Below are 21801 nucleotides of genomic sequence, written 5' to 3'. Positions count from 1 at the left end.
GTTTCAAATCCTTAAAGAAAGATTTCGTAGTTAAGTGGTTCCTTGTAGGATATATCTTGGCATAGATTATTCTTTTAGAATCGGGATTTATAGCCGCGTATAAGAACCAGTACTGGTTTGCAAACTGTACTTTCAACTACTATGGTGTCTGGTAATTTACCAGCATAAAGCTGTACGCACAAGTCGAATTTCTGTACCCGGTAATGTACTCCCCTGTAACTTATCGATTCACCAAGATATGATAATAGTTCTGAGGTTTTCCTCAAACTTAAGTCCCTGCTGGTACACAAGTATGGATAATGCTATGGCTTTTAGATTTCTTCTTTTCCTTTGCACGAAAGATTTAATGTCTACCGGCATTAAATCTAATAATACATTCTGTTCCATTTTCATCTCCTTTAAATAGGGGATGAATCCCCCTATTTATTTCTTAACTGTAACAGTGCCGGTAACTTTTAACATAATACTTTCAACCCGCTATTTACAGCTTTATATGCATTCAGCACCATCTATGTAACATGCGGCAAACCCTCTATGACTATTTCGGTTATGAAAATTTTCGTCCCCTTCAGGAAAATATTATTCAGGATGTGCTGGACAAGAAAGATGTATTTGTATTGATGCCAACCGGGGGTGGGAAATCTTTGTGTTACCAGTTGCCTTCCCTGCTTATGGAGGGTGTTACTGTTGTTGTGTCCCCTTTGATATCCCTCATGAAAGATCAGGTGGACAGATTGCTTTCACGTGGCATTGCCGCTGCCTATATGAACAGTACACTTGACAATTCCGAAATGAGCCATGTTAAGGATTCTCTAATAAGGGGAAAACTCGATCTTCTATATGTGGCCCCCGAAAGACTGGCTATGCCGTCTACTCTTAAATTGCTTGCAAAAGCAAATGTCAACCTTTTTGCCGTTGATGAAGCACATTGTATATCCCAGTGGGGGCATGATTTCAGACCTGAATACAGGAAATTAGGTGCCCTGCGCTCTGGTTTCCCAGATATTCCTCTAATAGCACTTACAGCTACTGCTACCCCTGCAGTTGCCCGTGATATAACAAAACAACTCAATATGGTCAGTTCTGAGAAGTATGTAGCAAGTTTTAATCGGACCAACCTTTATTATGAGGTTAAATCCGGGGAGAATGCAGACCAACAGATCACATCATACCTGCGCTCTCATCCTGATTCATGTGGAATTATTTATTGCCAGACACGAAAATCCGTAGAAGGACTTGCTGGCAGACTGAAAAAATTAGGAGTCAATGCGGCATTCTATCATGCCGGGATGTCAGATGAACTGAGACACCGTGCTCAGGAAAAGTTCCTGAATGGTACTATAAGGGTAATTGTGGCAACAGTTGCATTTGGGATGGGGATTGATAAGTCCAATGTACGTTTTGTTATGCATTATGACCTGCCAGCGGATCTGGAAAGTTACTATCAACAAACCGGCAGGGGTGGCAGGGACGGGCAACCATGTGATTGTATTCTTTTTTTCAAAAGAGGAGATTGGTATAAACATCAATACTTCATTGAACAGATGTCTTCTAAAAAAGAACGTGAAATTGCTCATTCCAAGTTACGCCACATGATGGATTACTGTGAAACAGTCACCTGTAGAAGGAAAATTTTACTCGAATACTTCGGAGAATCTACCGAAAAAGATTGTGGACATTGTGACGTTTGCCTTAACCCGCCACAGCAGATGGATATTACAGAAGATGCGTTAATTATTTTTAAGTGCATAAAGGAGTTGAACCAGAAATTCGGGGCAACCCATGTTGCATCGGTAATTGCAGGTTCAAAGGCTAAAAAAATTGTGTCATGTGGTCACCACCGACTACATTGCCATGGTAATGGTTCCCACAATCCGCAAGATTACTGGAAAGACCTTTCTCATCGGCTTTCCTCTCTGGGATTCCTGGAAGTGAAAGGCGGAAGATATCCGGTCTTAAAGTTAAATGAGAAAAGCCGGGCGGCTCTCAATGATGGTGCTAATGTAATTATACCTCAATCATCTGCTGCAACAAATTCGACGAAAAAACCATCTGGACAAAGCAAGGTTTCTTCGAAATCATCTTCTGCTGATTATGAATATGCGAAGTTGTTTGAAAAACTGCGCAGACTCAGGTTGCAATTTGCAAAAAGGGATAATGTGCCACCCTATATTGTCTTTGCGGATACCAGTTTAAAACAGATGGCCTCCAGCAAACCCCAAACTGCAAACCAGATGCTCACCATAACAGGAGTCGGGAAATGCAAACTTGAAAAATATGGTGATGCATTTTTGTCAGAGATCAAAAGTTTTTGTTGAATGCTTGTTTTTCAGGCCATGAAGTATAAGGTGAGTTTAAAGACCAGGTCACCGTAAAATACAGCCGCTAAAAAACCGGCGGTTATAGGGACTATAAAAGGCAAACCCGGGGTAACCCACACCATATTGTCGATAATTCCCTTCTTTGAATATGCTTTTAATTCCTCAAGGGTTTCCCTGTCTATTTCTTTGCCATTTCTCCTGAAATAGGTCCGAATGATGCCATTTTTATCTTTTTCGTACTGCTGCATAAGTTTTACATGCCTGTTTTCAAGCTTTCCTATCGGTGCCCTGTAGCCTATAAACATAAAATAGGGTTTTTTGAGGGTAGTTTTAACGTCAGGCCGGCTCAGGTTATAGATAAAAAGCCCTAGGGGTACAATTATTGTCAGCAGTATTGAATTACCAAATACTGTAAAAGTAAAAAAGTTCATGATCGGAACACCTTCTGTGGGGAAATAGGTCCCTCCCATAGTAAATGCCGGGTAGAAAGGAAACACAATGGACATTACCATCAACAATTTGGCGTCTGCACCTCCGAATGCTCCCAGATAGAACAGGACGTAGGAAAAAACAAAAATTAATCCAAAGGAGATAGCTATTTGCATAATATATGTAACCGGGCTGGATGAAGTTGCAAGTTCATAAATTATAAAGGGGGAAAAGGCTGCCAGCATAATTAGCCATACGCTGTTGCCTACCCTGCGCTCCTTCATGTCCCTATAGGAGGCATAGGAGAGAAATGCCAGGCATAGCATTATTTTGGCAATAACTATCATTTTTGCTTCTCCCATTTTTTGAGTTTAAGGATTTCGGAAAGTGTTCCTCCCCTGCGGATTTCATCAAATAATCTCTCTTCAGTTTTTTGTACTTCCTTTGCTCGCCTTGCAATCTCGTATGCTCTTTCTGCAGGTACTACAACAACCCCGTTTTCATCACCGATTATGTAATCGCCGGGTTTGACCTTTTGCCCTCCACAGTTAATCAGTGCATTAACTTCCCCAAAACCCTTGGGATCGCCTGCATTTGGTACATTGGAAGTGGCAAATATCGGAAGTCCGATTTTGCGTATCTCTTCTATGTCTCTTACCGCTCCATCGACCACAACGCCTGCGATACCACGGTTTAGGCTGCTCAGGGTTGCCAGTCCTCCCCACGGTGCGATATGAGAACTTCCGTTATAAATTACTATTACATTGCCTTCCTTTGCTTTGTCTATCGCTTCCACAGTTTTGGCCCAATCGCCCTCGAATGTCTGCACCGTTATAGCCGGTCCTACCATTTTGGTATCATTTAGCATGGGTTTGATGTTTTTCATTGCACCCTGCCGGTGCATGGCATCTGAAATATTAGGGGTGGAAATTTCCATGAACAATTTGCGCATCTCCTCGTCCATATCGAGTTTTTTTGCCTGATTCAATTGTGGATTATCTACACTACGGCGAATTTTTTTGGTAGCTTCTGTTACATTATCCGTGTGAATTATATTACCGCCCACAATGACAATATCAGCACCTGCTTCTACAGACCGGGCTGCAGTTTGCTCATCCAGTCCACCTGCTACAGCAATATCAGCCCTGATTTTGGAAGCAATCTCAAAAACAAGATCTACCGGTGTTTTCCCGGTCATCTGCTGGTCTATTCCCATGTGGATATTGATGATGTCCACACCTATCCTGTCCAATTCTACAGCCCTTTGAACAGGTTTTGGGGTGCTAATGAGATCTGCCATGAGCCGAACTCCATATTTTTGCGCAGCCTGGAGCGCATCTTTAATCGTTGAATCATCGGCTGTTGCCATAACCATAACAATATCTGCACCGGCTTTTGCAGCCATTTCAACTTCAAGGCTGCCGGTATCTGCAATTTTCATATCTGCCACGATGGTGTGTTCAGGAAAGTTTTCTCTGAGAGTACGAATGGCGTCCATGCCCTCACTTTTTATGAAGGGAGTTCCGATTTCTATCCAGTCGATACCTCCCTCAACTGCTTCCTTTGCAATCTGCACAGCTCTATCGATCTCCAGTATATCAAGAGCAAGCTGAATTATGGTTTTAATAGGATCACCCTGCTAATTCTTATTTGTAATTATCGATTATGATTTCTCCAGGCTGAAGGATAGAAGTGAACCACTATAAAGTTTTCCAGATTAATCTTTGATGCTGCCTTGAGCACTATATCATGAGGTCATCGGAAAGAGTCAATTATAAAAGAACATAGTAATTGGCAATAAGTTTATACGCTATCCGCAAATAATCGCATAGGAATAAAAAACGCCTGCGGTTGATTATTATGAAACTAATCCCTAAAGCTTTAATCTGCAAGGAGCTGTATTTTGATGTCATTTGAGCATATGCATATCATTTCTATGAAGGAATTCACACGTGATATGATTGACCATGTTCTGGAAGTCGCCGAAGAAATGGAACCAATTGCCAGGTCCAAGTCAAGTTCCAATCTCTTAAAAGGCAAGGTGCTTGGTGTCCTGTTCTTTGAGCCCAGTACCCGTACAAGGATGTCTTTTGAGGCTGCCATGATGAGACTTGGGGGAGAAGTGTTAAGTCTCGGTTCGGTTGATGCAAGTTCTGTTGCAAAGGGTGAAACCCTTGCAGATACCATTAGGGTTGTAGCTGGTTACAGTAATGCCATTGTCCTTCGCCATCCTATGGAAGGTGCTGCTCGGCTGGCTTCGGAATTTTCGACAGTGCCTATACTCAATGCAGGCGATGGTGCTGGCCATCATCCTACACAGACCTTTCTCGATCTCTACACTATCAAGCGCGAAAGCCATCTTGAAGGCTTAAAAATAGCTCTTGCAGGCGATCTCAAATATGGCAGAACTGTACATTCGCTTTGCTATGCCCTTTCCTTTTATGGTGCCGAGATAACCCTGGTGTCCCCACCGGAACTTTCAATGCCTTCAGAGATTATAGAGGATCTTAAAAAGAAAAATATTAAAGTAATAGAGGCTGATTCCATTGAAGATGCCATACAGTATGTGGAGGTACTTTATATGACGCGGATACAGAAAGAACGTTTTCCTGATCCGGCAGAATATCAGAAAGTCGCTAATCGCCTCCAGATTACACCGGAAGTATTGAAAAATGCAAAGGAAAACCTGCGGATTATGCACCCTCTTCCCCGGACCAATGAAATCACCCCTCGAGTGGACGAGACTCCCCATGCTTCATACTTCGACCAATCATTTTATGGTGTTCCAATAAGGATGGCTTTGCTTTGTCTTGTTATGGGGGTGTTTGAATGAGTGAGGTAGCAAAAAAAGAAATTCGTGTTCAACCCATATGTTCAGGCACAGTCATTGACCATATTACAGCCGGTCAGGCTCTCAATGTTCTCAAGATTCTGGGTATAACCGGCACTTCCTGGGGAATTGTCAGTATCCTGATTAATGCGCCCAGTTCATATGGAAAAAAAGATGTGGTCAAGATAGAAGGACGTGAACTTGTGAGCAGTGAAGTGGATAAAATATCTCTCATTTCTCCTGGTGCCACCATCAATATAATCCGGGATTATGATGTGCAGGAAAAGAATCAGGTGGGTATCCCCTCGCATGTAGAAGGTGTTGTAAAATGTATCAATCCAAATTGCATTTCCAACAGCAATGAACCCATAGAATCTAAATTTGATGTGAATACCCGGGAAGGCAAAATCGAATTACGCTGTGGTTATTGTGAAAGAGTGATCTGTGAAAATATTGCAGATCATCTCCTTTAATTTATAGTCCCAGGATATCTTCCATGGAATAAATGCCGGATTTTTTATCTTTTAACCAAATTGCGGCTTTTACAGCACCTGCGGCGAATGCATCGCGAGAATGCGCCTGGTGTTTAATTTCAATCCTTTCGCCTTCTCCGGCAAAAAGAATCGTGTGGTCACCGGCAATATCTCCTCCACGGATTGCATGAATACCAATCTCATTTTTACGAGGTGCGTTGCCCTGGCGGCCAAATATGTATTCTTCACGCCCAACAGCTTTACCGATAACCTCTGCAGCCCTCATTGCAGTTCCACTGGGTGCGTCCTGTTTCCGGTTATGGTGTGCTTCAATAACCTCTATGTCGTAATCGGGAAGGTATTTGGCCGCTTCCTCAATAATCTTGAAAAATACATTGACTCCAACCGCATAATTTGGAGCAATAACGGCTGATACACCGTTTTTTAGGATACTCTCTTCGATTGCTTCCTTTTGCTCTTCGCTAAAACCAGTAGTCCCGATAATAAGATTAACACCGCTTGCGGCGACGATTGGTGCATTGGAAGCAGTTGCTGCTGCAATGGTAAAATCAATCAGGACATTGGTTTTACTTTCCTTGAGGACTTCTCCAAGATCTTCTACGCTGGCAATAGAAACGCCGAGGCTGCCTGCACCTGCCACATCTCCTGCATCTTCACCGATCTTATTCAGGTCATATGCAGAGGACAGTTCAATACCTTCGCTTCTGGCGATGTTCTGTATTATCAGGCCACCCATTTTCCCGGAGGCTCCGATTACTCCTGCCCGTATCATTTGAGACACCCGATTCCTTTTAATGCTTCTTCCAGTATCCTTTCATTTTCCGGCAGGATAGGCGCCAGTGGTGCTCTCAGCGGACCCGCGGGCATACCTATCATTTCCATTGCACATTTGACAGGTATAGGATTGGTTTCAGTAAACAGGGCACGTATGAGGGGTGCAAGTTCATAATGTTTTTTCCTGGCAGTTGCCATATCGCCTTTAAGGGCAGCTTCTACCATCTCGGACATTATATCTGGAACTACATTTGCGACAACTGAAATTACTCCTACTCCACCCAGGGCGATTATAGGATAGGTAAGTCCATCCTCCCCGCAAATAACGCTGAAGTCTTCATCCACTGTGTTTTCGATTATTTCTGAGATTTTGGAAATACTTCCACTTGCTTCTTTGATCGCAACGATATTGTCAATCCTGGCAAGCTCGACAATTACTTCCAGTGGGATATCCTGTCCGGTTCTGGAAGGCACATTGTATAATATGATGGGGATGTCTGCTGCTTCTGCTACTGCAGTGAAGTGACGGATCAGTCCTGCATTATTGGGTTTATTGTAATATGGGGATATAATTAGAGTTCCCCCTGCTCCGGCGTCAGCAGCATGTTTTGTAAGTTCTACAGCTTCAACTGTATTATTTGATCCGGTACCCGCAATCACCGGCACATTGGCACATTCCACCGCCGTATTGATCACTTTTTTGTGTTCAACCGTAGAAAGGGTGGCGGATTCGCCTGTTGTTCCACAAGCCACAACTCCGCTGACACCTCCTTCTTCAGCGTATCTTATGTTTTGTTTAAGACCACTGATGTCAATGGTATTGTCTTTTGTGAATGGGGTTATAAGAGCCGGTAGAACTCCTTCAAACATAAAAAACCAGCTCCGGTTTTACTCGTATCCCTTGTGATTGATCTTTCTTGTCACATAGCCTGCAACACGGTTTCTGATTACTTTACTTTCGATTGTGGTGTATTTTGCAACAAGGTTCTTGTTATCATCAAAATTAGATGTGAATACATTTCCATGTTTGGTAAGCAGACGTGAGGTTATGTTCTTAATATTGTTTTGTCTAATATTTCCCATAATTGATAACTCCATATAGTTGGATAGGTAGTAGTTAATTCTTCTTTTTTGAACCAGCTTTAGGTATTTATAACTTTTGGATATTGCAGTGTGTTATAAATTCATTGCTGCAGGTCGGTTTTACCCAGCATTCTTTCGGTTGCAGTTGCATCATTGAACACTTTTTCCCTCGTACCTTTTTTATTCAGGAACATGCCAATCAGCACGAATAATAGCCCTATATTTGGATTTAGGGGTGTGATAACAGCTCCTATCAGTACGATTGTGGATGCGGCAATTCCTTTCATAGCTCCTTTTCGATATGATTCGAAACGAGTGCGGCGATAGATTCTTATGTCCCGCAATGTCAGGAATAATACCACGAAATATGCTGCAATTGCAATATATACATACATGTGGTACATAGATTGTATTTTTTGATTATAAATCTTCTTAAAAGGATTGATTTGCTTTTGTTCTGCATTTATACATTTTCTATTACATGGCTTCCCAGACAAAACATTATTATGGATATAATACAATCCTGTCAACCATGTTCACGATTATTACCGGTGCCCAATTCGGTGATGAGGGTAAAGGCAAGGTAGTAGACCTGATGGCAGGTGACTATGACATTGTTGCCAGGTTTCAAGGCGGCGATAATGCAGGTCACACTGTCAAGGTTAAGGACGAGGTATATAAGTTACATCTAATCCCCTCTGGTTTTCTTCTTGACAGCCGGGTGCTCATTGGACCGGGAACGGTCCTGAATCCGGAAGTTATGGTAGAAGAGATACGGATGCTGGAAGAGGCCGGTGTAAAAGTATCTGCTGAAAAACTGGGTATTGATGCCAAGACAAGCATAATCATGCCTTATCACATAGAACTTGATGGTCTCAAAGAAGCTACCCGTTCGGAAAAGATCGGTACCACTAAAAGAGGTATTGGATTTGCCTATATCGATAAAATTGCAAGGGATGAAGTTCATTTTTCCGACCTGATCGATGAAGAACGCCTTATGCAACGTCTTTCAGATCTTGCTTCCCAGAAGGAAGGGGAAATTAAGGCAATGGGTGGTGATCCTTCCATTGTAACTGAAAGTTCTCTTGTGGACAGGTATATTTCCCTGGGCAGGGAACTAGCTCCTTATCTTGCCGATGTTTCCTATGAGATTAATACTGCGCTGGATGAAGGTAAAAATGTACTTGCTGAAGGGGCACAGGGTAGTCATCTGGATGTAATTCACGGCACTCAAAAATTTGTAACTTCTTCAAGTACCATTGCGGGATCCGCATGTGCCAATCTTGGTGTCGGTCCGACTCGTGTGAATGAAGTACTTGCCATCGTTAAATCTTATATTACACGTGTGGGAGCAGGTCCGCTTCCTACTGAACAGAAAGGTGACGCAGGCCAGCACCTGCATGATGTAGGCCATGAATTTGGTACCACTACAGGCAGATCAAGGCGGTGTGGCTGGTTTGATATGCCTCTTGCCAAAAAGTCAGTCTACCTTAATGGTTATACTTCCTTAGCTCTTACAAAATTGGATGTACTGACAGGTCTTGACCCTGTAAAAATAGGTGTTGGCTATGAATTGGATGGAAACGTAATTGATTATCCGCCGGAAGATACTTCAAAACTTGCAAGATGTGTGCCTGTTTATGAAGATATGGAAGGCTGGGATACAGATTTAACCTCTGTATCTGGTTATGAGGACCTGCCCAAAAAAGCCCGGAAATATGTCGAACGCCTTGAAGAATTGATGGGAATCCCGGTCAAATATATCTCTGTGGGGCCGGGAAGGGAACAAACTTTCATGAAATGAAGGTTTGCAACGCTTTCGATCCAAAAACCATATATATGAACCGGTAGATTTAAGAGTCTTATTCCAGTGCATATACAGACGCGTTTCAAAGTGAATGTCAGTCGTAAACGTTATGCCTGATGCTATCTTTATTTGAAGGAGGATAGAATGACTACAGCATATGATGTCCCTGCTAATGATATTATCAAAAAGACAGCAGAGAAACTTAAAGAAAATGAGAAGATCCAACCTCCGGAATGGGCAGCCTATGTGAAGACCGGTGCACACAGAGAACTTCCTCCAGTGGAAGATGACTGGTGGTATACTCGCTGTGCTGCGGTCCTCAGAAGGATATATACTGACGGTCCGGTAGGTATACAGAGGCTTCGTTCCATATACGGAGGAAAGAAAGCAAAGCGTGTAACCCCTGCAAAGAAAGCAAAGGGTAGCGGTGCAGTTGCCCGTACAATAGCCCAACAGCTTGAAGATGCCGGTTTTGTAAAGAAACAGAAGGCAGGTAGGGTTGCATCTCCAGCAGGAAAGTCTTTGCTTGACAATACAGCTAATGAAATCAAGAAGGAACTGGTTTCTGAAATTCCCGAGATGCAAAAATATTAAATGTAATTAATCCGGGTTGGCTAATAAAGCCAGTCTTCCTTAAAAGGGGTTTTATACCATGGCAGATGATCTCGAAGCAATCCGCAGGAAAAGGCTTGAAGAAATGCAGAGGCAGCAAGCCGCCCAGCAAGACAACAATCCACAGGCTGCATACCAGCAGGAACAGGCACAGGCAGAAAGGGAAGCAAAGATTCATGCTGTCCTTCGCCAGGTCACGACACCCGATGCAAGGGAACGCCTTACAAGGTTGAAAATGTCTCGCAAAGAACTGGCAGAACAGGTCGAATCCCAGATTGTGGGACTAGCTCAGAGTGGCCGGTTGCAATCCACCATCGACGATGAGAAAATGAAAGCCTTGCTTACCCGGATGCAACCCAAAAAACATGACCCCAAGATCACAAGACTGTAATCAGATATGAAAGCAAGGGTGATGTTTAGTGGCGGGAAGGATAGTGCCCTATCCGCCATTTTACTGGAACCATATTTTGACGTTGAACTTGTAACGTGCACTTTTTCCCTCGTCGATGTAGGAAATATTGCATGTAAAGTGGCTGATGAATTGGGTTTTGATCATTCGGTTGTAGAACTTGAGCGTTCAGTTTTGGATGAAGCCCTTGAGATGGCAGTTGAAGACAATTTCCCAAAAAATGCGATTAATCACATTCACTCACATGCCCTTGAAAAAATAGCGGCAAGTGGTAGTGTTGATATGATCGTTGATGGGATAAGACGTGATGACCGGGTGCCCAGGATGGATATATCCAGACTACGCAGCATTGAGGATCGGTATGGGGTGCATTGTGCGTCCCCTCTGCAAGGATTTGGCCGTGCTGCGGTTGATTTAATGGTTTGTGAACATCTTGAAGTTGAAGAAGGATTGAGTGACAGAATTTCCAAGGCGGATTATGAAACTGAATTAAGGTATTTGATTCGACAGGAATATGATGATGAAAAGGTCCTTTCCATATTTCCCGAACACGTTCAATCGAGAGTGTTGAGGAAAATTAAGGAAAAGGCTACCAATTAAAATTTTATATCATTAATTGATTTATAAATATAAATTTGAGAGCAACGTGGATCAGGTGAGACAAGTGAGCCATAACACGAAAGGACAGAAAATGAGATTGGCAAAGGCCCACGTCCAGAACCAGAGGGTTCCTACATGGGCAATTATCAAGTCAAACAGAAAGGTTGTCAGTCATCCCAAGAGAAGGCACTGGAGAAGGAACAGCCTTAAAGTGAAATGAGGTAATGGCAATGGTAGATGATATCGTAAAAGAACAGGTTTATACCATTCCGCTCAGGGATGCAAAACTGGCCCCTAAATGGAAACGTACAACTCGTGCGATGACCCTGGTAAAGAAATACCTGGTCAGGCACATGAGGGCGTCTCCTGAACAGGTCAAAATTGATAGCAGTATCAATGAATTGGTCTGGAATCGCGGAGCCGAGAAGCCACCTTCCTCAATCCGGATACGGGCAGCAATGTTCGAAGATGGTGAGGTTCAGGCAGAATTGGCATAATTTGAATGCCGATACAATTCCAAGTTCGAAATAATTTATGATCCGAACCCTAAACATATATGAAAATCCCGTAATAGGGGTATTTGCAACCTGTACAGAGGATTTCGCCCTTGTGCCTCCGGGTACGAACGATAAGACATCTGGTATGCTGGAAGATATACTTGAGGTGGAAGTAGTTTCCACTCTTGTAAATGGGAGTGTAGTCGTGGGTTCCCTCTCAAAAGGGAATTCCTCAGGATTCCTTGTGCCGAAAGGCTCAGGTCCCCTTCCTAAAAAAATAGACCTTCCAGTAGCAGAGGTTCCAGATAATCTATCGGCAATAGGAAACATAGTGCTTGCCAATGATTCAGCAGCTCTTGTCCATCCGGATATCTCTGACAAAGCAATTGAGATAATCGAAAAGACTCTTTCAGTTGATGTCAGAAGAGGCACGATTGCCGGTATCAAAACTGTGGGAATGGCGGGTGTGGTTACCAATCATGGATTGCTTGCCCATCCAATGATAAAACAGGAAGAAGTTTCCATTCTTGAGAATCTTTTTGGACTTAATGTGGAAATAGGTACTGTAAATTACGGATCCCAGGTAGTAGGTTCCGGTGTGCTTGCTAATTCTTCTGGATATGTTGCAGGTTCGGAAACCACAGGTCATGAACTTGGAAGAATTGAAGATGCATTGATGTTTGATTGATTTAACATATTATGCGGGTGATTTTATGAGCGACTTTGTTGTAAAAGGCACATTCAAAGCGGGTCATATCTGGGAAAAATTCACAAAAAATGTGGAAAGCCAGAATGAAAAGAACGCAGTTGAGAAAGTTTATTCCCTTTTTGGAAGCAAGAACGGTATCAAGCGCTACTTGATAAAGATAGACAGTGTCGAAGAGGCATGATTATATGGCAGAAGAAGGTCAGCAGAATATCCAGAACCTGGCCCTTCAGCACAGGGAGCTCCAGAAACGTGCCCAGACCATACAGCAGCAGACAAATATGTTGCAGATGTCCATTGATGACTGTGGGCGGGCAATAACGACTCTTGAGGATCTCCAATCATTTTCCAAAAATCCCGATACCCTTGTTCCTATAGGTGCAGGTTCTTTTGTAAATGCAAATATAGCCAATGACAACAAAGTTGTTGTTGAGGTCGGTGCCGGGATTAGTGTAGAAAAGGATGTTGATGGAGCTATAATCACTCTTAATAAGCGCAAAGATGATCTGCAGAAGGTACTGGAACAGATGAACCAGAACCTTGAACAGATCAATCAGCGCATCCAGTCCATTGAGTCTATGGCAAAACAACAGCAGCCACAGCAATAATTTTTATGGAGCATAACCTTGTTTAATAAGCTTAAGAACAAACTTTCGGGATTTAAGCAAAATTTCAGTTCCAAAATTGAAGATAAAGCCACTCCTGTGGAAGAATCATCCGCTACTGAGCCTGAAGCTGTAGAAGAGACTGGTTTTCAGGAAAAAGAGGCTGTAACTGGAACTAAGGATGAAAATAAAACAGGGTTTGCACATAAAGCCAAAGCTTTGGTTTTTGAACGTGAGTTTATCCTTGATGAAGCGGACGTCGAAGATATCCTCTGGGAATTGGAAATGTCTCTTCTGGAAAGTGATATTGCAATTTCGGTTTCTGAAAAGATTGTTACTGATGTAAAAAAAGAACTTGTAGGCAGCCGTAAAAAGATAGGTAGCAACACAGGCAGGATCGTAGAAGATGCATTGAAAAAGTCGATTAATGATGTCATGTCTGCTAATGTATTCGATTTTGATGAATTCATTGATAGTCATGAGAAGCCTGTCAATATCGTTTTTGTTGGTATTAACGGAACAGGTAAGACAACTTCTATTGCCAAGATTGCTCATCGCCTTAAAAGCATGAATAAGTCTGTTGTAATTGCGGCAGGGGATACATTCCGTGCAGGGGCGATTGACCAGATCGCTGTACATGCTGAGCGCATCGGAGTAAAACTGATTAAACATCAGGAAGGGGGCGACCCTGCAGCTGTTGTTTATGATGCCGTACAGTATGCAAAAGCCCATGGTAGTGATGTGGTTTTGTCTGATACTGCCGGCAGGATGCATACCAATGTAAATCTGATGGCACAGCTCCAGAAGATATGCCGTGTAAGTCCTCCGGACCTTGTGCTTTTTGTAGATGAGGCGGTTGCAGGTAATGATGCAGTCGAAAGGGCTGAACAGTTCAACGAGGCAGTGCCAGTTGATGGTTCTATCCTTACAAAAACAGATGCTGATTCAAAAGGCGGGGCTGCGATTTCCATTGCATACATAACAGGTAAACCTATTGTTTTCCTCGGACTGGGGCAGGAATACGAGGATCTGAAAAAATTCGATCCTCGCTGGTTTGTTGATCAGATCTTCAGTTAAAAGCTTATCTGCATCCTTCTTTCAAATCCTTTGTTATTTCCTTTAAGCGGGATATTACATTATCTTTGCTGGCTATTATATTTACAAAGGCAGAACCCACGATTACCGCATCAGCTCCTGCAGCGACCATTTCTTCTACATGTTTTCTGTTTGATATTCCAAAACCTACGGCTTTTGGAAGGTCTGAATTGATTTTATCCAGAAGGCCTGCTACATTGGACGAGATGTTTTTTCCTTCTCCGGTAACCCCTAGTTTGGATACTATATATATAAAACCCGAACTTTTGCTGCTAATTGCATCCAGTCTCTGATCGCTTGTATTTGGTGCGACAAGAAATATATTATCAATTCCTTCCTCTTTGCATATCTCGATCAGTTCATCTGCTTCATGCAATGGCAGATCGGGTATAATCAATCCTGAAATTCCCGCATCAGCGCACTTCTTCACGAAATTTTCACTACCCTGGCGATATATGAGGTTGTAATAGGTCATACAAATGAGAGGAACATTTACTTCCAGGCCTTTTATCATCTCAAAATAGCTCTCTGTGTTCATGCCGGCCTCAATTGCACGGCAGGTTGCGGCCTGTATGGTTGGCCCGTCTGCTACAGGATCGGAGAAAGGCAGACCCAGTTCTATTATATCCGCGCCGGCTTCAACAAGCGCATTTACAATAGAAGGTGTGGTATCCGGATCGGGGTCCCCTGCACAGACATAGGCGATCAGTGCTTTTTCATTTTTGTCCTTAAGTTCTTCAAATTTTTGACTGATGCGCATATTCACTCCTCCATATCCATAATAGTCTGGAGATCTTTATCGCCCCTTCCGGAGAGATTTATAACTACTGTATCACCCAGTATGCCATGATCTGCCATTTTCCTTACATATGCAATGGCATGTGCAGATTCCAGTGCAGGGATTATTCCTTCCAGCCTGCTAAGCTCATGGAATGCCTCAAGGGCTTCCATGTCAGTTATATAACAGGGTTTCACCCGGCCGGTTTCTGAGAGCCGGGCAAGTTCGGGTCCCACGCCTGCATAATCCAGGCCGGCTGCTACTGATGTGGATTCCAGTATCTGTCCATCCCTGTTCTGCAGGACCTTAGTTCTGGCACCATGCAGTATACCTTCCTTCCCTGTTGCCAGGGATGCTGAATGATAGGCGATTTTATCGTCTTCCCTGAGTTTTTCACCGCCTGCTTCTACTGCAAAAAGATTCACTTCATCATCCAGGAAGGGGTAGAAAATACCCATTGCATTACTTCCGCCGCCTGCACAGGCCACGATAGAATCCGGGTATCTTCCCTCCACTTTCATGACTTGCTCCTTTACTTCCCTGCCGATAACACTCTGGAAATCCCTCACAATCTTCGGGAACGGGTGTGGGCCGACTACCGATCCAATGAGGTAGTGTGTATCCCCGACATTTGTTACCCAGTCCCTTAATGCTTCATTTATTGCATCTTTCATTGTCTTTGAACCGGTATCAACTGATACTACCTCAGTACCCATCAGTTTCATACGGTAGACATTTGGAAGCTGTCTCTTTACATCTTTTGATCCCATGTATACCATGGTTTCAAATCCCAGTTTTGCTCCCACCATGGCAGTTGCGGTGCCGTGCTGGCCGGCTCCTGTCTCTGCGATTAACCTTTTTTTGCCCATGAATTTTGCAAGAAGGGCCTGTCCCAGGGTATTGTTGAGTTTATGTGCTCCTCCATGTACGAGGTCTTCCCGCTTGAGGTAGATTTTTATGCCGTATTTAGCACTCATGTTCTTTGCATAATATAGGGGCGTACTTCTTCCGGCATAATTTTCAAGGTAGTCATTAAGCTGGGAGGTAAACTCCGGGTCTGCCTTGTATTGCTCATACGCTTCTTCAAGTTCTTGAAGTGGCGGCATCAATATTTCCGGTACGTATTGTCCACCGTAGTCTCCATAATAATGGTTCATACTATCTCCTGATTCTTATTTGCTTCAATAAGTTGTTTCATTTTTTCTTTAAGATTGCCTTCCATAAGGTAGGTTCCAACAAGCAAAGCGTCAGCCCCTGCCTTGATCATCCTTGCCGCATCATCTGTGCTCTTGACTCCACTTTCCCCTATTATCAGGTGTTGCTGGTTGTATTTACGGTCATGTTCTTTCACGAGGGGAATGAGTTTTTCAGCTGTTTCCAGATCGATTTCAAGGGTTTCAAAACTGCGGTTATTTAGCCCTATGAGGATTGTGTCACATTCAAGTGCATAATCAAGCTCTTTTTTATTGTGTACTTCTACAAGAGGCTCGATGTTCCTTCTCCGGGCGATTTCTATGAATTCCGGTAGCCTTTTACCCAATATCCCTGCAATCAGCAATATAACATCACTGTTGGCTTGATACATCTGATTTTTGTCCACAATAAAATCTTTGCGCAAAACAGGTATGGAAGTATGTTTCCTTGCACTTTCAAGGTTTTCTATACTTCCCTCAAAGTAACAGGGTTCCGTAAGGACAGATAAGGCTACAGCTCCCGCATTTTCCATGTCACAGGCAATTTGTGAGGCCATTTCCGGGTTTACATCAGCAAATTTTCCTGTTGGTGAAGCAGGTTTTACTTCGGCAATTATGGGTATGTGTCCTCTGCTACGGGCAAGCCCGATTGATTCGAAAATATCCCTTATATCATTATGTCTGGTGTATGTGTTACTTTCAGAAAGTGCGTCTGCCCTTTCTTTTGATTTTTGGATTATTTGTTCGATCTTCGGATGCATCTGGACACCTATGTACTTTGATGTATTTGTATGTACATTAATGTCATCACATTTAAATTTATTGTCAGGGCATACGATCTATCATTGCCAGTGTCTTCTTTGCTTTGAAATAAAATTCCGTTCTATTAATGGAGATAATCAGCTGCTATAACTCTTCCTTGATATCTGAAAATTCATTAAACCTCAATTAAATTGATATATTCTGAAACCAACCTTAATCAGTGAATAAATTAAGAGGGATTATATGACAAAAGTAATTCTTTTATATGCAAGCTGGTGTCACAATTGTCCAAAGGCTGAAAAGATCTGGAGAGACCTCAAAGAGGAACATGATTTTGAATATGAAGAGATCGATGTAGAATCTGATGAGGGGCAAAAGATAGCTCAGGAATATTCTGTGATGGCTGTGCCAACGACTGTGATCGATGGAGAGGTGGCCTTTATAGGTATTCCTTCCAAAGATGAAGCTCTTGAAAGTATCAAGTAATCTTTAAATGTCGGGATATTGATGTATGATTTAATAATTCTGGGTGCCGGACCCGCAGGAGTTACGGCTGCAATCTATGCAGTCAGATATGGACTGGATACTTTGCTTGTTGATAAGGACAGCATGAGTGGTTTGATAAGCACTGCAAAAACGATCGAAAACTATACAGGGTTTCCCTCGATCGGTGGAATGGAACTGATGGAAAAATTCCTGGACCATGCAGAAAAAGCCGGGGTCACCTCTAAGGTCATGGAAATCAAATCCGTGGCTGAAGAAGGTGATGACTTTATTGTTTCTTCCAGTGAGGAAGAACTAAAAAGTAAATCACTCATTGTTGCAACGGGTTCTTCTCCCCGGGAACTGGATGTACCGGGTGAAAAGGAATTCCTGGGTAGGGGTGTTTCTTACTGTGCTACCTGTGACGGTCCATTTTTTTCCGGCAAAGAAGTAGCAGTGATCGGTGGAGGGGAATCGGCTGTTACAGATGCTATATTCCTTTCAGATATTGCTTCAAAAGTGTACTTAATTCATCGTCGCGATAAATTGAGAGCATCCTCTATTCTTCAGGACAGGGCGTTTGACCGCCCAAATATTGAATTTGTTTGGGATAGTGCTGTGGATGCAATAGAAGGAAAAGATGTTGTTGAATCCCTGCAGGTACATAATGTAATTACTGAAGAGACAAAAAAACTTCCTGTAAACGGTGCTTTTATTTATATAGGCTTCAATCCCAATACCGATTTTGTTAATGTTAAAAAGAACAATAAAGGGTTCATAATCACTGATGAATCGATGACAACGTCCGTCAGAGGCATATTTGCCGCCGGGGATTGCAGACAATCTCCCCTTTACCAGGTAATCACTGCAGCCTCGGATGGAGCCATTGCGGCTTATTCTGCTTTTAAGTACATCGAAGGCATCTAAGGATGTTTTCTTTGGTTGTTTTCGATAAGTATTATATTTTTTGAAGTCTTATTGGTATGTAAGGTGGAATTATGATATGCTTGAAAATATGTAAAGACTCTACTGCAGAGGACCTGGAGCCAATTGCATCTGCGGTTCACTTTCTTCTGGGTATTCCGACTACCATTCGCAGTGTCAATGGTAAAGGTATCCGAATGGAAAAAGGGGAAGTTGTAGATCGGGATTACACAGGTCCTATACTTGAAAAAGTTCTGGAGGAAAAGACCACCATCCGTACAGTCCCCAAAGAAGGTGTATACAAAGGAAAGGCGGTTGCAGTAACTCCAATAAATACCCCTGATGGAGAAATTGTCGGTGCACTAGGGGTTGTGGATCTTGTGGCAGCTCTGGATATCCTTTCTGTTTTCAGGGAATACCCTGACATAATAGATGAAGTGGAAGAAGCCAGAAAAAGGCACACTTAATTATTTTTTGTTTTGTGATACAATGATTGCCGATGTACTCAGGTTATTTCCTGATATAACCTCCAGGGACTTTCGTATTCTTACAGGTATTGAAGTAGGCATGCAAGATCATGAATGGGTACCTTTTGATGAACTTGTGAAATACACACGTATCGACCAGCAGAACCTGGCCTATTTGTTAGGTGAATTGATCGAAAAAGAGCTTGTTGTGGCAACAACACAACCCTATGAAGGCTACAGGCTGTATTTCAATGGTTATGATGCTCTGGCTATCAATGCACTGGTAAAACGGGGTAGTATCTGTGCCCTTGGGGATGAAATCGGTGTGGGCAAGGAATCGGTTGTTCATGAGGGTATGAAAGAACCTGAATTGCCCATCGGTGATCCGGAAACAGTGATAGTAAAATTCCACAGGGAAGGGCGCACCAGTTTCAAGGATGTTAAAAGGTTGCGTGGACACCTGGTTAATAGGGAACATTTTTCCTGGATATATGCCGCCCGACTTGCAGCAGGACGTGAGTACGAAGTAATTTCCCGTCTGTATCCTGATATCAGCATTCCCAAACCCATCGACAGTAACAGGCATGCTATAGTAATGGAACCTGCCAAAGGAGAACTTTTGTTCAAGGTCAGACTGGAAGATCCCGAAATCTTTTTTGATATGATAATGGAGCAGGTCGAAAATATCTATTGCCATAATGTAATTCATGCCGATCTGAGTGAGTACAATATTTTTGTCAATCCCAAAGGTGTGCAGATTATCGATTGGCCTCAGTATGTAACTCCGTCTCATCCTCATGCAGAGGAGCTCCTAATGCGTGATATTTCGAACATAGCTGCTCATTTCAAGAAAAAATATAATCTGAAAAGAGATGTCGACGCATTATATGGACAGATAGTATCCAGTACCGATAATATTAAAGATTAATACAAACAAAAATACAGATAATGACATCAAATGCCATTTATGGTATAGACGTTGCCGGGGGGTCGCCGCGTTCCGGTCAGGTTCCACGTTATGCAGTTGCTATTCTGAAAGACGGTTCGGTTTACAGGCATTCGATGTTGAAAATGCATCGTATTTTCAGGATGATAAAAGATGATCATCCAATGATAATAGCTGTAGATAATATCTATGAACTGGCAAAAGATAAGAAGGAATTGATTCATTTCCTGGAAAAACTCCCTTCTGGTGTGAAACTCGTACAGGTCACAGGTGGATTGAAGCAGGTTTCCCTGCCCTTTCTTGCCCACAAGTATGATATTTCAATAAATCCCCGTGATCCCGGGGATGAAGCAGAAGCCTGTGCAAGACTGGCTGAAATGGGAGTAGGGGTGGAAGTATCCCTTTTTGAGGATAAAACAAAAATAAAGGTAAGCAGGGCACGTTCTCTTGGCAGGGGAGGTTGGAGTCAGAATCGTTATTGTCGTAAGGTTCACGGGGCTGTAAAAGTCAAAAGCCGTGAGATTGAATCGATACTTAAAGGAGCGGCAAAGGAGCGCAACTTCAATTACACAAGCAAAGTCGTCAAGGGCTTTGGAGGATATGTCAGGTGTGAATTTACCGTTAATGCACGCAAGTGCGATGTACCCATCCATCCCTCATCCGGTTCGGATGTGCAGGTAAATGTCAGGAGTTTTGTGAGGGATAAGATACAGTATATACCTTTGAAAAGCAAAGAACGCAGGCCTACTATTGTGGGTGTTGATCCGGGCACGACTGTTGGCCTCTCCATACTTTCTCTTGAAGGTGATGTTCTACATTGCGCCAGTTATCGGGGTATTTCCCATGATGAAGTGGTGAAACTTATTTCTGAATACGGCAAACCTGCAATAGTGGCGACCGATGTATACCCGATGCCTGCAGCAGTGGAAAAAATCAGGCGTAGTTTCAGTGCTGTCAGTTATTCCCCCGGTGGTCCCATTCCATCGGATGAAAAGATTGAACTGGCTAAACCCCATGGCTATTCCAATGACCATGAAAGGGATTCCCTTTCCGCTGCCATATCAGCTTATAAAAAATACAGACAGCTTTTCCTGAAGATTGAAAGTAAGTCTCCTCCTTACATGGATATCGATAAAATAAAAGTCGAAGTCATCAAAGGTTCATCCATAGAAGAGGCCATTAGTTCTTTGAAGGAAAAGAAGCAACCATCGAAGGCCCAAAAAAGTGCAGCAGAAACTTCTGGCTCTCTTTCTGATGGTATTGATGATCAAACCTATCGTAAAATGACAGAAAAGCTCAAACGCAGGGATTCGGAGATTGCTGAATTACAGGAATATGTGAAAGAGCTCATTGATCAACGTAGGTCAAGGGATAGTACAATCTCCAACCTGGAATCAAAAATCCGGCAAATGCGTGAAACTGAACGCATTAAACTGCAGAAGGAAAAAGAGATTTCAATTCGTAATAAGAAAATTGCGAACCTTAAAAGGGATATCAAACGTCTGAATAAGAGGCTTCATGATTCTAAGGCTCAGGTAAAACGCCTTAAAAGTATCAAAAAGATGGAAAGCAGGGGTGAAGGCATTCCTGTAAAAGTCATTTCTTCTTTTAGCCGCGAATCCATCTTGAACGTAGCAGATGTGTATGGCCTTAAAAAAGGGGATGTTGTTTATTTCCAGGACCCCAGTGGGGGTAGTGCTTCAACTGCTGGCCTGCTTGCATCTTATTCTCCAAAAGCGCTGATCGTACCTGCAGGAATATCTTACGCGGCAAAAGAGGTATTTTTTGAAGAAAGTATTCCTGTACTTGAAGATCTGGATATACAAAAAGAGGGTGATTTTGCAGTTGTATCTCCTAAAACTTTGAAAATTGCAATTGAAAACTGGTTTGGCAAAGCTGATCACTGGAAAAAGGAAAAAGAGGAAGAGAAATTAAAATCTCTTGTGGATCAGTATCGCAGTGAGCGCCGTCGCGGTATAACCTGAT

At 42.8% G+C, this 21801-nt stretch carries 28 protein-coding genes; 18 read left to right on the top strand and 10 right to left on the bottom strand.

Features of this window, described 5'->3' with window-relative positions:
* Positions 1-74: 74 nt before the first annotated feature.
* Positions 75-266, bottom strand: coding sequence for a hypothetical protein (locus CI957_RS10650; protein WP_148039182.1), 192 nt, complete (start codon positions 264-266; stop codon positions 75-77).
* Between the two features lie 252 nt (positions 267-518).
* Here CI957_RS10650 and recQ point away from each other — a divergent pair, with 252 nt between their 5' ends.
* Entirely contained in the window at positions 519-2318 is a 1800-nt protein-coding gene (recQ, locus tag CI957_RS07260; RefSeq protein WP_128754569.1) for a DNA helicase RecQ, read from the top strand.
* Between the two features lie 11 nt (positions 2319-2329).
* On the opposite strand, the gene CI957_RS07255 is transcribed toward recQ, so the two are convergent.
* Entirely contained in the window at positions 2330-3097 is a 768-nt protein-coding gene (locus CI957_RS07255; protein WP_096711910.1) for an A24 family peptidase C-terminal domain-containing protein, read from the bottom strand.
* Positions 3094-4365: a 3-hexulose-6-phosphate synthase gene (gene hxlA, locus CI957_RS07250; protein ID WP_342764919.1), complete on the bottom strand. Its 1272-nt coding sequence runs from the start codon at positions 4363-4365 to the stop codon at positions 3094-3096. The genes CI957_RS07255 and hxlA overlap by 4 nt, the downstream gene beginning before the upstream one ends.
* Before the next feature lie 291 nt (positions 4366-4656).
* On the opposite strand from hxlA, the gene pyrB reads away from it, so the two are divergent.
* Together pyrB and pyrI are read left to right on the top strand one after the other, a co-directional pair.
* Complete coding sequence (gene pyrB / locus CI957_RS07245) at positions 4657-5583, top strand: aspartate carbamoyltransferase (RefSeq protein WP_128754568.1); 927 nt, start codon at positions 4657-4659, stop codon at positions 5581-5583.
* Positions 5580-6053 (top strand): aspartate carbamoyltransferase regulatory subunit, encoded by a 474-nt coding sequence (pyrI, locus tag CI957_RS07240; protein ID WP_096711670.1) that lies wholly within the window; start codon positions 5580-5582, stop codon positions 6051-6053. The genes pyrB and pyrI overlap by 4 nt, the downstream gene beginning before the upstream one ends.
* 1 nt (position 6054) lies before the next feature.
* Here pyrI and dapB read toward each other — a convergent pair whose 3' ends face one another.
* From dapB to CI957_RS07220, 4 genes are all read right to left on the bottom strand, one after another.
* The gene (dapB, locus tag CI957_RS07235) at positions 6055-6846 is read right to left on the bottom strand and encodes a 4-hydroxy-tetrahydrodipicolinate reductase (protein ID WP_128754567.1); all 792 of its coding nucleotides are present in this window, start codon (positions 6844-6846) and stop codon (positions 6055-6057) included.
* Positions 6843-7718 carry a 4-hydroxy-tetrahydrodipicolinate synthase gene (gene dapA / locus CI957_RS07230; RefSeq protein ID WP_128754566.1) on the bottom strand — a complete coding sequence of 292 codons (876 nt, stop codon included), beginning with the start codon at positions 7716-7718 and terminating at the stop codon, positions 6843-6845. Before dapA ends, dapB begins: the two co-directional genes overlap by 4 nt.
* Before the next feature lie 18 nt (positions 7719-7736).
* Positions 7737-7931, bottom strand: coding sequence for a 30S ribosomal protein S17e (locus tag CI957_RS07225; protein WP_128754565.1), 195 nt, complete (start codon positions 7929-7931; stop codon positions 7737-7739).
* A 101-nt stretch (positions 7932-8032) separates the two neighbouring features.
* The gene (locus CI957_RS07220) at positions 8033-8326 is read right to left on the bottom strand and encodes a hypothetical protein (protein WP_105460122.1); all 294 of its coding nucleotides are present in this window, start codon (positions 8324-8326) and stop codon (positions 8033-8035) included.
* A 137-nt stretch (positions 8327-8463) separates the two neighbouring features.
* Here CI957_RS07220 and CI957_RS07215 point away from each other — a divergent pair, with 137 nt between their 5' ends.
* The 10 genes from CI957_RS07215 (at position 8464) to ftsY (ending at position 14244) form a co-directional block, all read left to right on the top strand.
* Entirely contained in the window at positions 8464-9735 is a 1272-nt protein-coding gene (locus tag CI957_RS07215; RefSeq protein ID WP_128754564.1) for an adenylosuccinate synthase, read from the top strand.
* A 147-nt stretch (positions 9736-9882) separates the two neighbouring features.
* Positions 9883-10332 (top strand): 30S ribosomal protein S19e, encoded by a 450-nt coding sequence (locus CI957_RS07210; protein WP_096711667.1) that lies wholly within the window; start codon positions 9883-9885, stop codon positions 10330-10332.
* A 58-nt stretch (positions 10333-10390) separates the two neighbouring features.
* Entirely contained in the window at positions 10391-10741 is a 351-nt protein-coding gene (locus tag CI957_RS07205) for a DNA-binding protein (protein WP_096711666.1), read from the top strand.
* 6 nt (positions 10742-10747) lie between these two features.
* On the top strand, positions 10748-11359 hold the full coding sequence (locus CI957_RS07200) for an alpha hydrolase (protein ID WP_128754563.1): 612 nt from the start codon (positions 10748-10750) through the stop codon (positions 11357-11359).
* 64 nt (positions 11360-11423) lie between these two features.
* A complete protein-coding gene (locus CI957_RS07195) occupies positions 11424-11579 on the top strand; it encodes a 50S ribosomal protein L39e (protein ID WP_048902271.1) in 156 nt (51 codons plus the stop codon).
* 10 nt (positions 11580-11589) lie between these two features.
* Positions 11590-11856, top strand: coding sequence for a 50S ribosomal protein L31e (locus CI957_RS07190; RefSeq protein ID WP_096711907.1), 267 nt, complete (start codon positions 11590-11592; stop codon positions 11854-11856).
* Positions 11857-11893: 37 nt separating this feature from the next.
* On the top strand, positions 11894-12544 hold the full coding sequence (locus tag CI957_RS07185) for a translation initiation factor IF-6 (protein WP_096711664.1): 651 nt from the start codon (positions 11894-11896) through the stop codon (positions 12542-12544).
* 25 nt (positions 12545-12569) lie between these two features.
* A complete protein-coding gene (gene rpl18a / locus CI957_RS07180; RefSeq protein ID WP_013037654.1) occupies positions 12570-12746 on the top strand; it encodes a 50S ribosomal protein L18Ae in 177 nt (58 codons plus the stop codon).
* 4 nt (positions 12747-12750) lie between these two features.
* A complete protein-coding gene (gene pfdA, locus CI957_RS07175; protein ID WP_128754562.1) occupies positions 12751-13170 on the top strand; it encodes a prefoldin subunit alpha in 420 nt (139 codons plus the stop codon).
* 18 nt (positions 13171-13188) lie between these two features.
* The gene (gene ftsY, locus CI957_RS07170; RefSeq protein ID WP_128754561.1) at positions 13189-14244 is read left to right on the top strand and encodes a signal recognition particle-docking protein FtsY; all 1056 of its coding nucleotides are present in this window, start codon (positions 13189-13191) and stop codon (positions 14242-14244) included.
* Between the two features lie 4 nt (positions 14245-14248).
* Here the strand turns inward: ftsY and trpA are convergent, their stop codons facing one another.
* From trpA to CI957_RS07155, 3 genes are read right to left on the bottom strand one after another with little or no spacing between them, the layout of a single operon-like run.
* Positions 14249-15022 carry a tryptophan synthase subunit alpha gene (gene trpA / locus CI957_RS07165; RefSeq protein WP_096711661.1) on the bottom strand — a complete coding sequence of 258 codons (774 nt, stop codon included), beginning with the start codon at positions 15020-15022 and terminating at the stop codon, positions 14249-14251.
* A 2-nt stretch (positions 15023-15024) separates the two neighbouring features.
* Entirely contained in the window at positions 15025-16197 is a 1173-nt protein-coding gene (gene trpB / locus CI957_RS07160; RefSeq protein ID WP_096711660.1) for a tryptophan synthase subunit beta, read from the bottom strand.
* On the bottom strand, positions 16194-16994 hold the full coding sequence (locus tag CI957_RS07155) for an indole-3-glycerol-phosphate synthase (RefSeq protein ID WP_105460127.1): 801 nt from the start codon (positions 16992-16994) through the stop codon (positions 16194-16196). Before CI957_RS07155 ends, trpB begins: the two co-directional genes overlap by 4 nt.
* A gap of 244 nt (positions 16995-17238) precedes the next feature.
* On the opposite strand from CI957_RS07155, the gene CI957_RS07150 reads away from it, so the two are divergent.
* The 5 genes from CI957_RS07150 to CI957_RS07130 all read left to right on the top strand — a co-directional run bounded on the left by CI957_RS07150 (position 17239) and on the right by CI957_RS07130 (position 21800).
* Positions 17239-17481, top strand: coding sequence for a thioredoxin family protein (locus tag CI957_RS07150; protein ID WP_096711658.1), 243 nt, complete (start codon positions 17239-17241; stop codon positions 17479-17481).
* Positions 17482-17502: 21 nt separating this feature from the next.
* Positions 17503-18405 carry a thioredoxin-disulfide reductase gene (trxB, locus tag CI957_RS07145; protein ID WP_128754560.1) on the top strand — a complete coding sequence of 301 codons (903 nt, stop codon included), beginning with the start codon at positions 17503-17505 and terminating at the stop codon, positions 18403-18405.
* 71 nt (positions 18406-18476) lie between these two features.
* Entirely contained in the window at positions 18477-18869 is a 393-nt protein-coding gene (locus CI957_RS07140) for a DUF2111 domain-containing protein (RefSeq protein WP_128754559.1), read from the top strand.
* Between the two features lie 22 nt (positions 18870-18891).
* Positions 18892-19797 carry a serine/threonine-protein kinase RIO2 gene (locus CI957_RS07135; protein ID WP_128754558.1) on the top strand — a complete coding sequence of 302 codons (906 nt, stop codon included), beginning with the start codon at positions 18892-18894 and terminating at the stop codon, positions 19795-19797.
* Positions 19798-19817: 20 nt separating this feature from the next.
* Positions 19818-21800 carry a DUF460 domain-containing protein gene (locus tag CI957_RS07130; protein ID WP_128754557.1) on the top strand — a complete coding sequence of 661 codons (1983 nt, stop codon included), beginning with the start codon at positions 19818-19820 and terminating at the stop codon, positions 21798-21800.
* Position 21801: the final 1 nt, after the last annotated feature.

This window comes from Methanohalophilus sp. WG1-DM (genome assembly GCF_004104135.1).
GTDB classification, from domain to species: Archaea; Halobacteriota; Methanosarcinia; order Methanosarcinales; family Methanosarcinaceae; genus Methanohalophilus; species Methanohalophilus euhalobius.
This window is presented reverse-complemented; position numbering and strand designations above follow the sequence as displayed.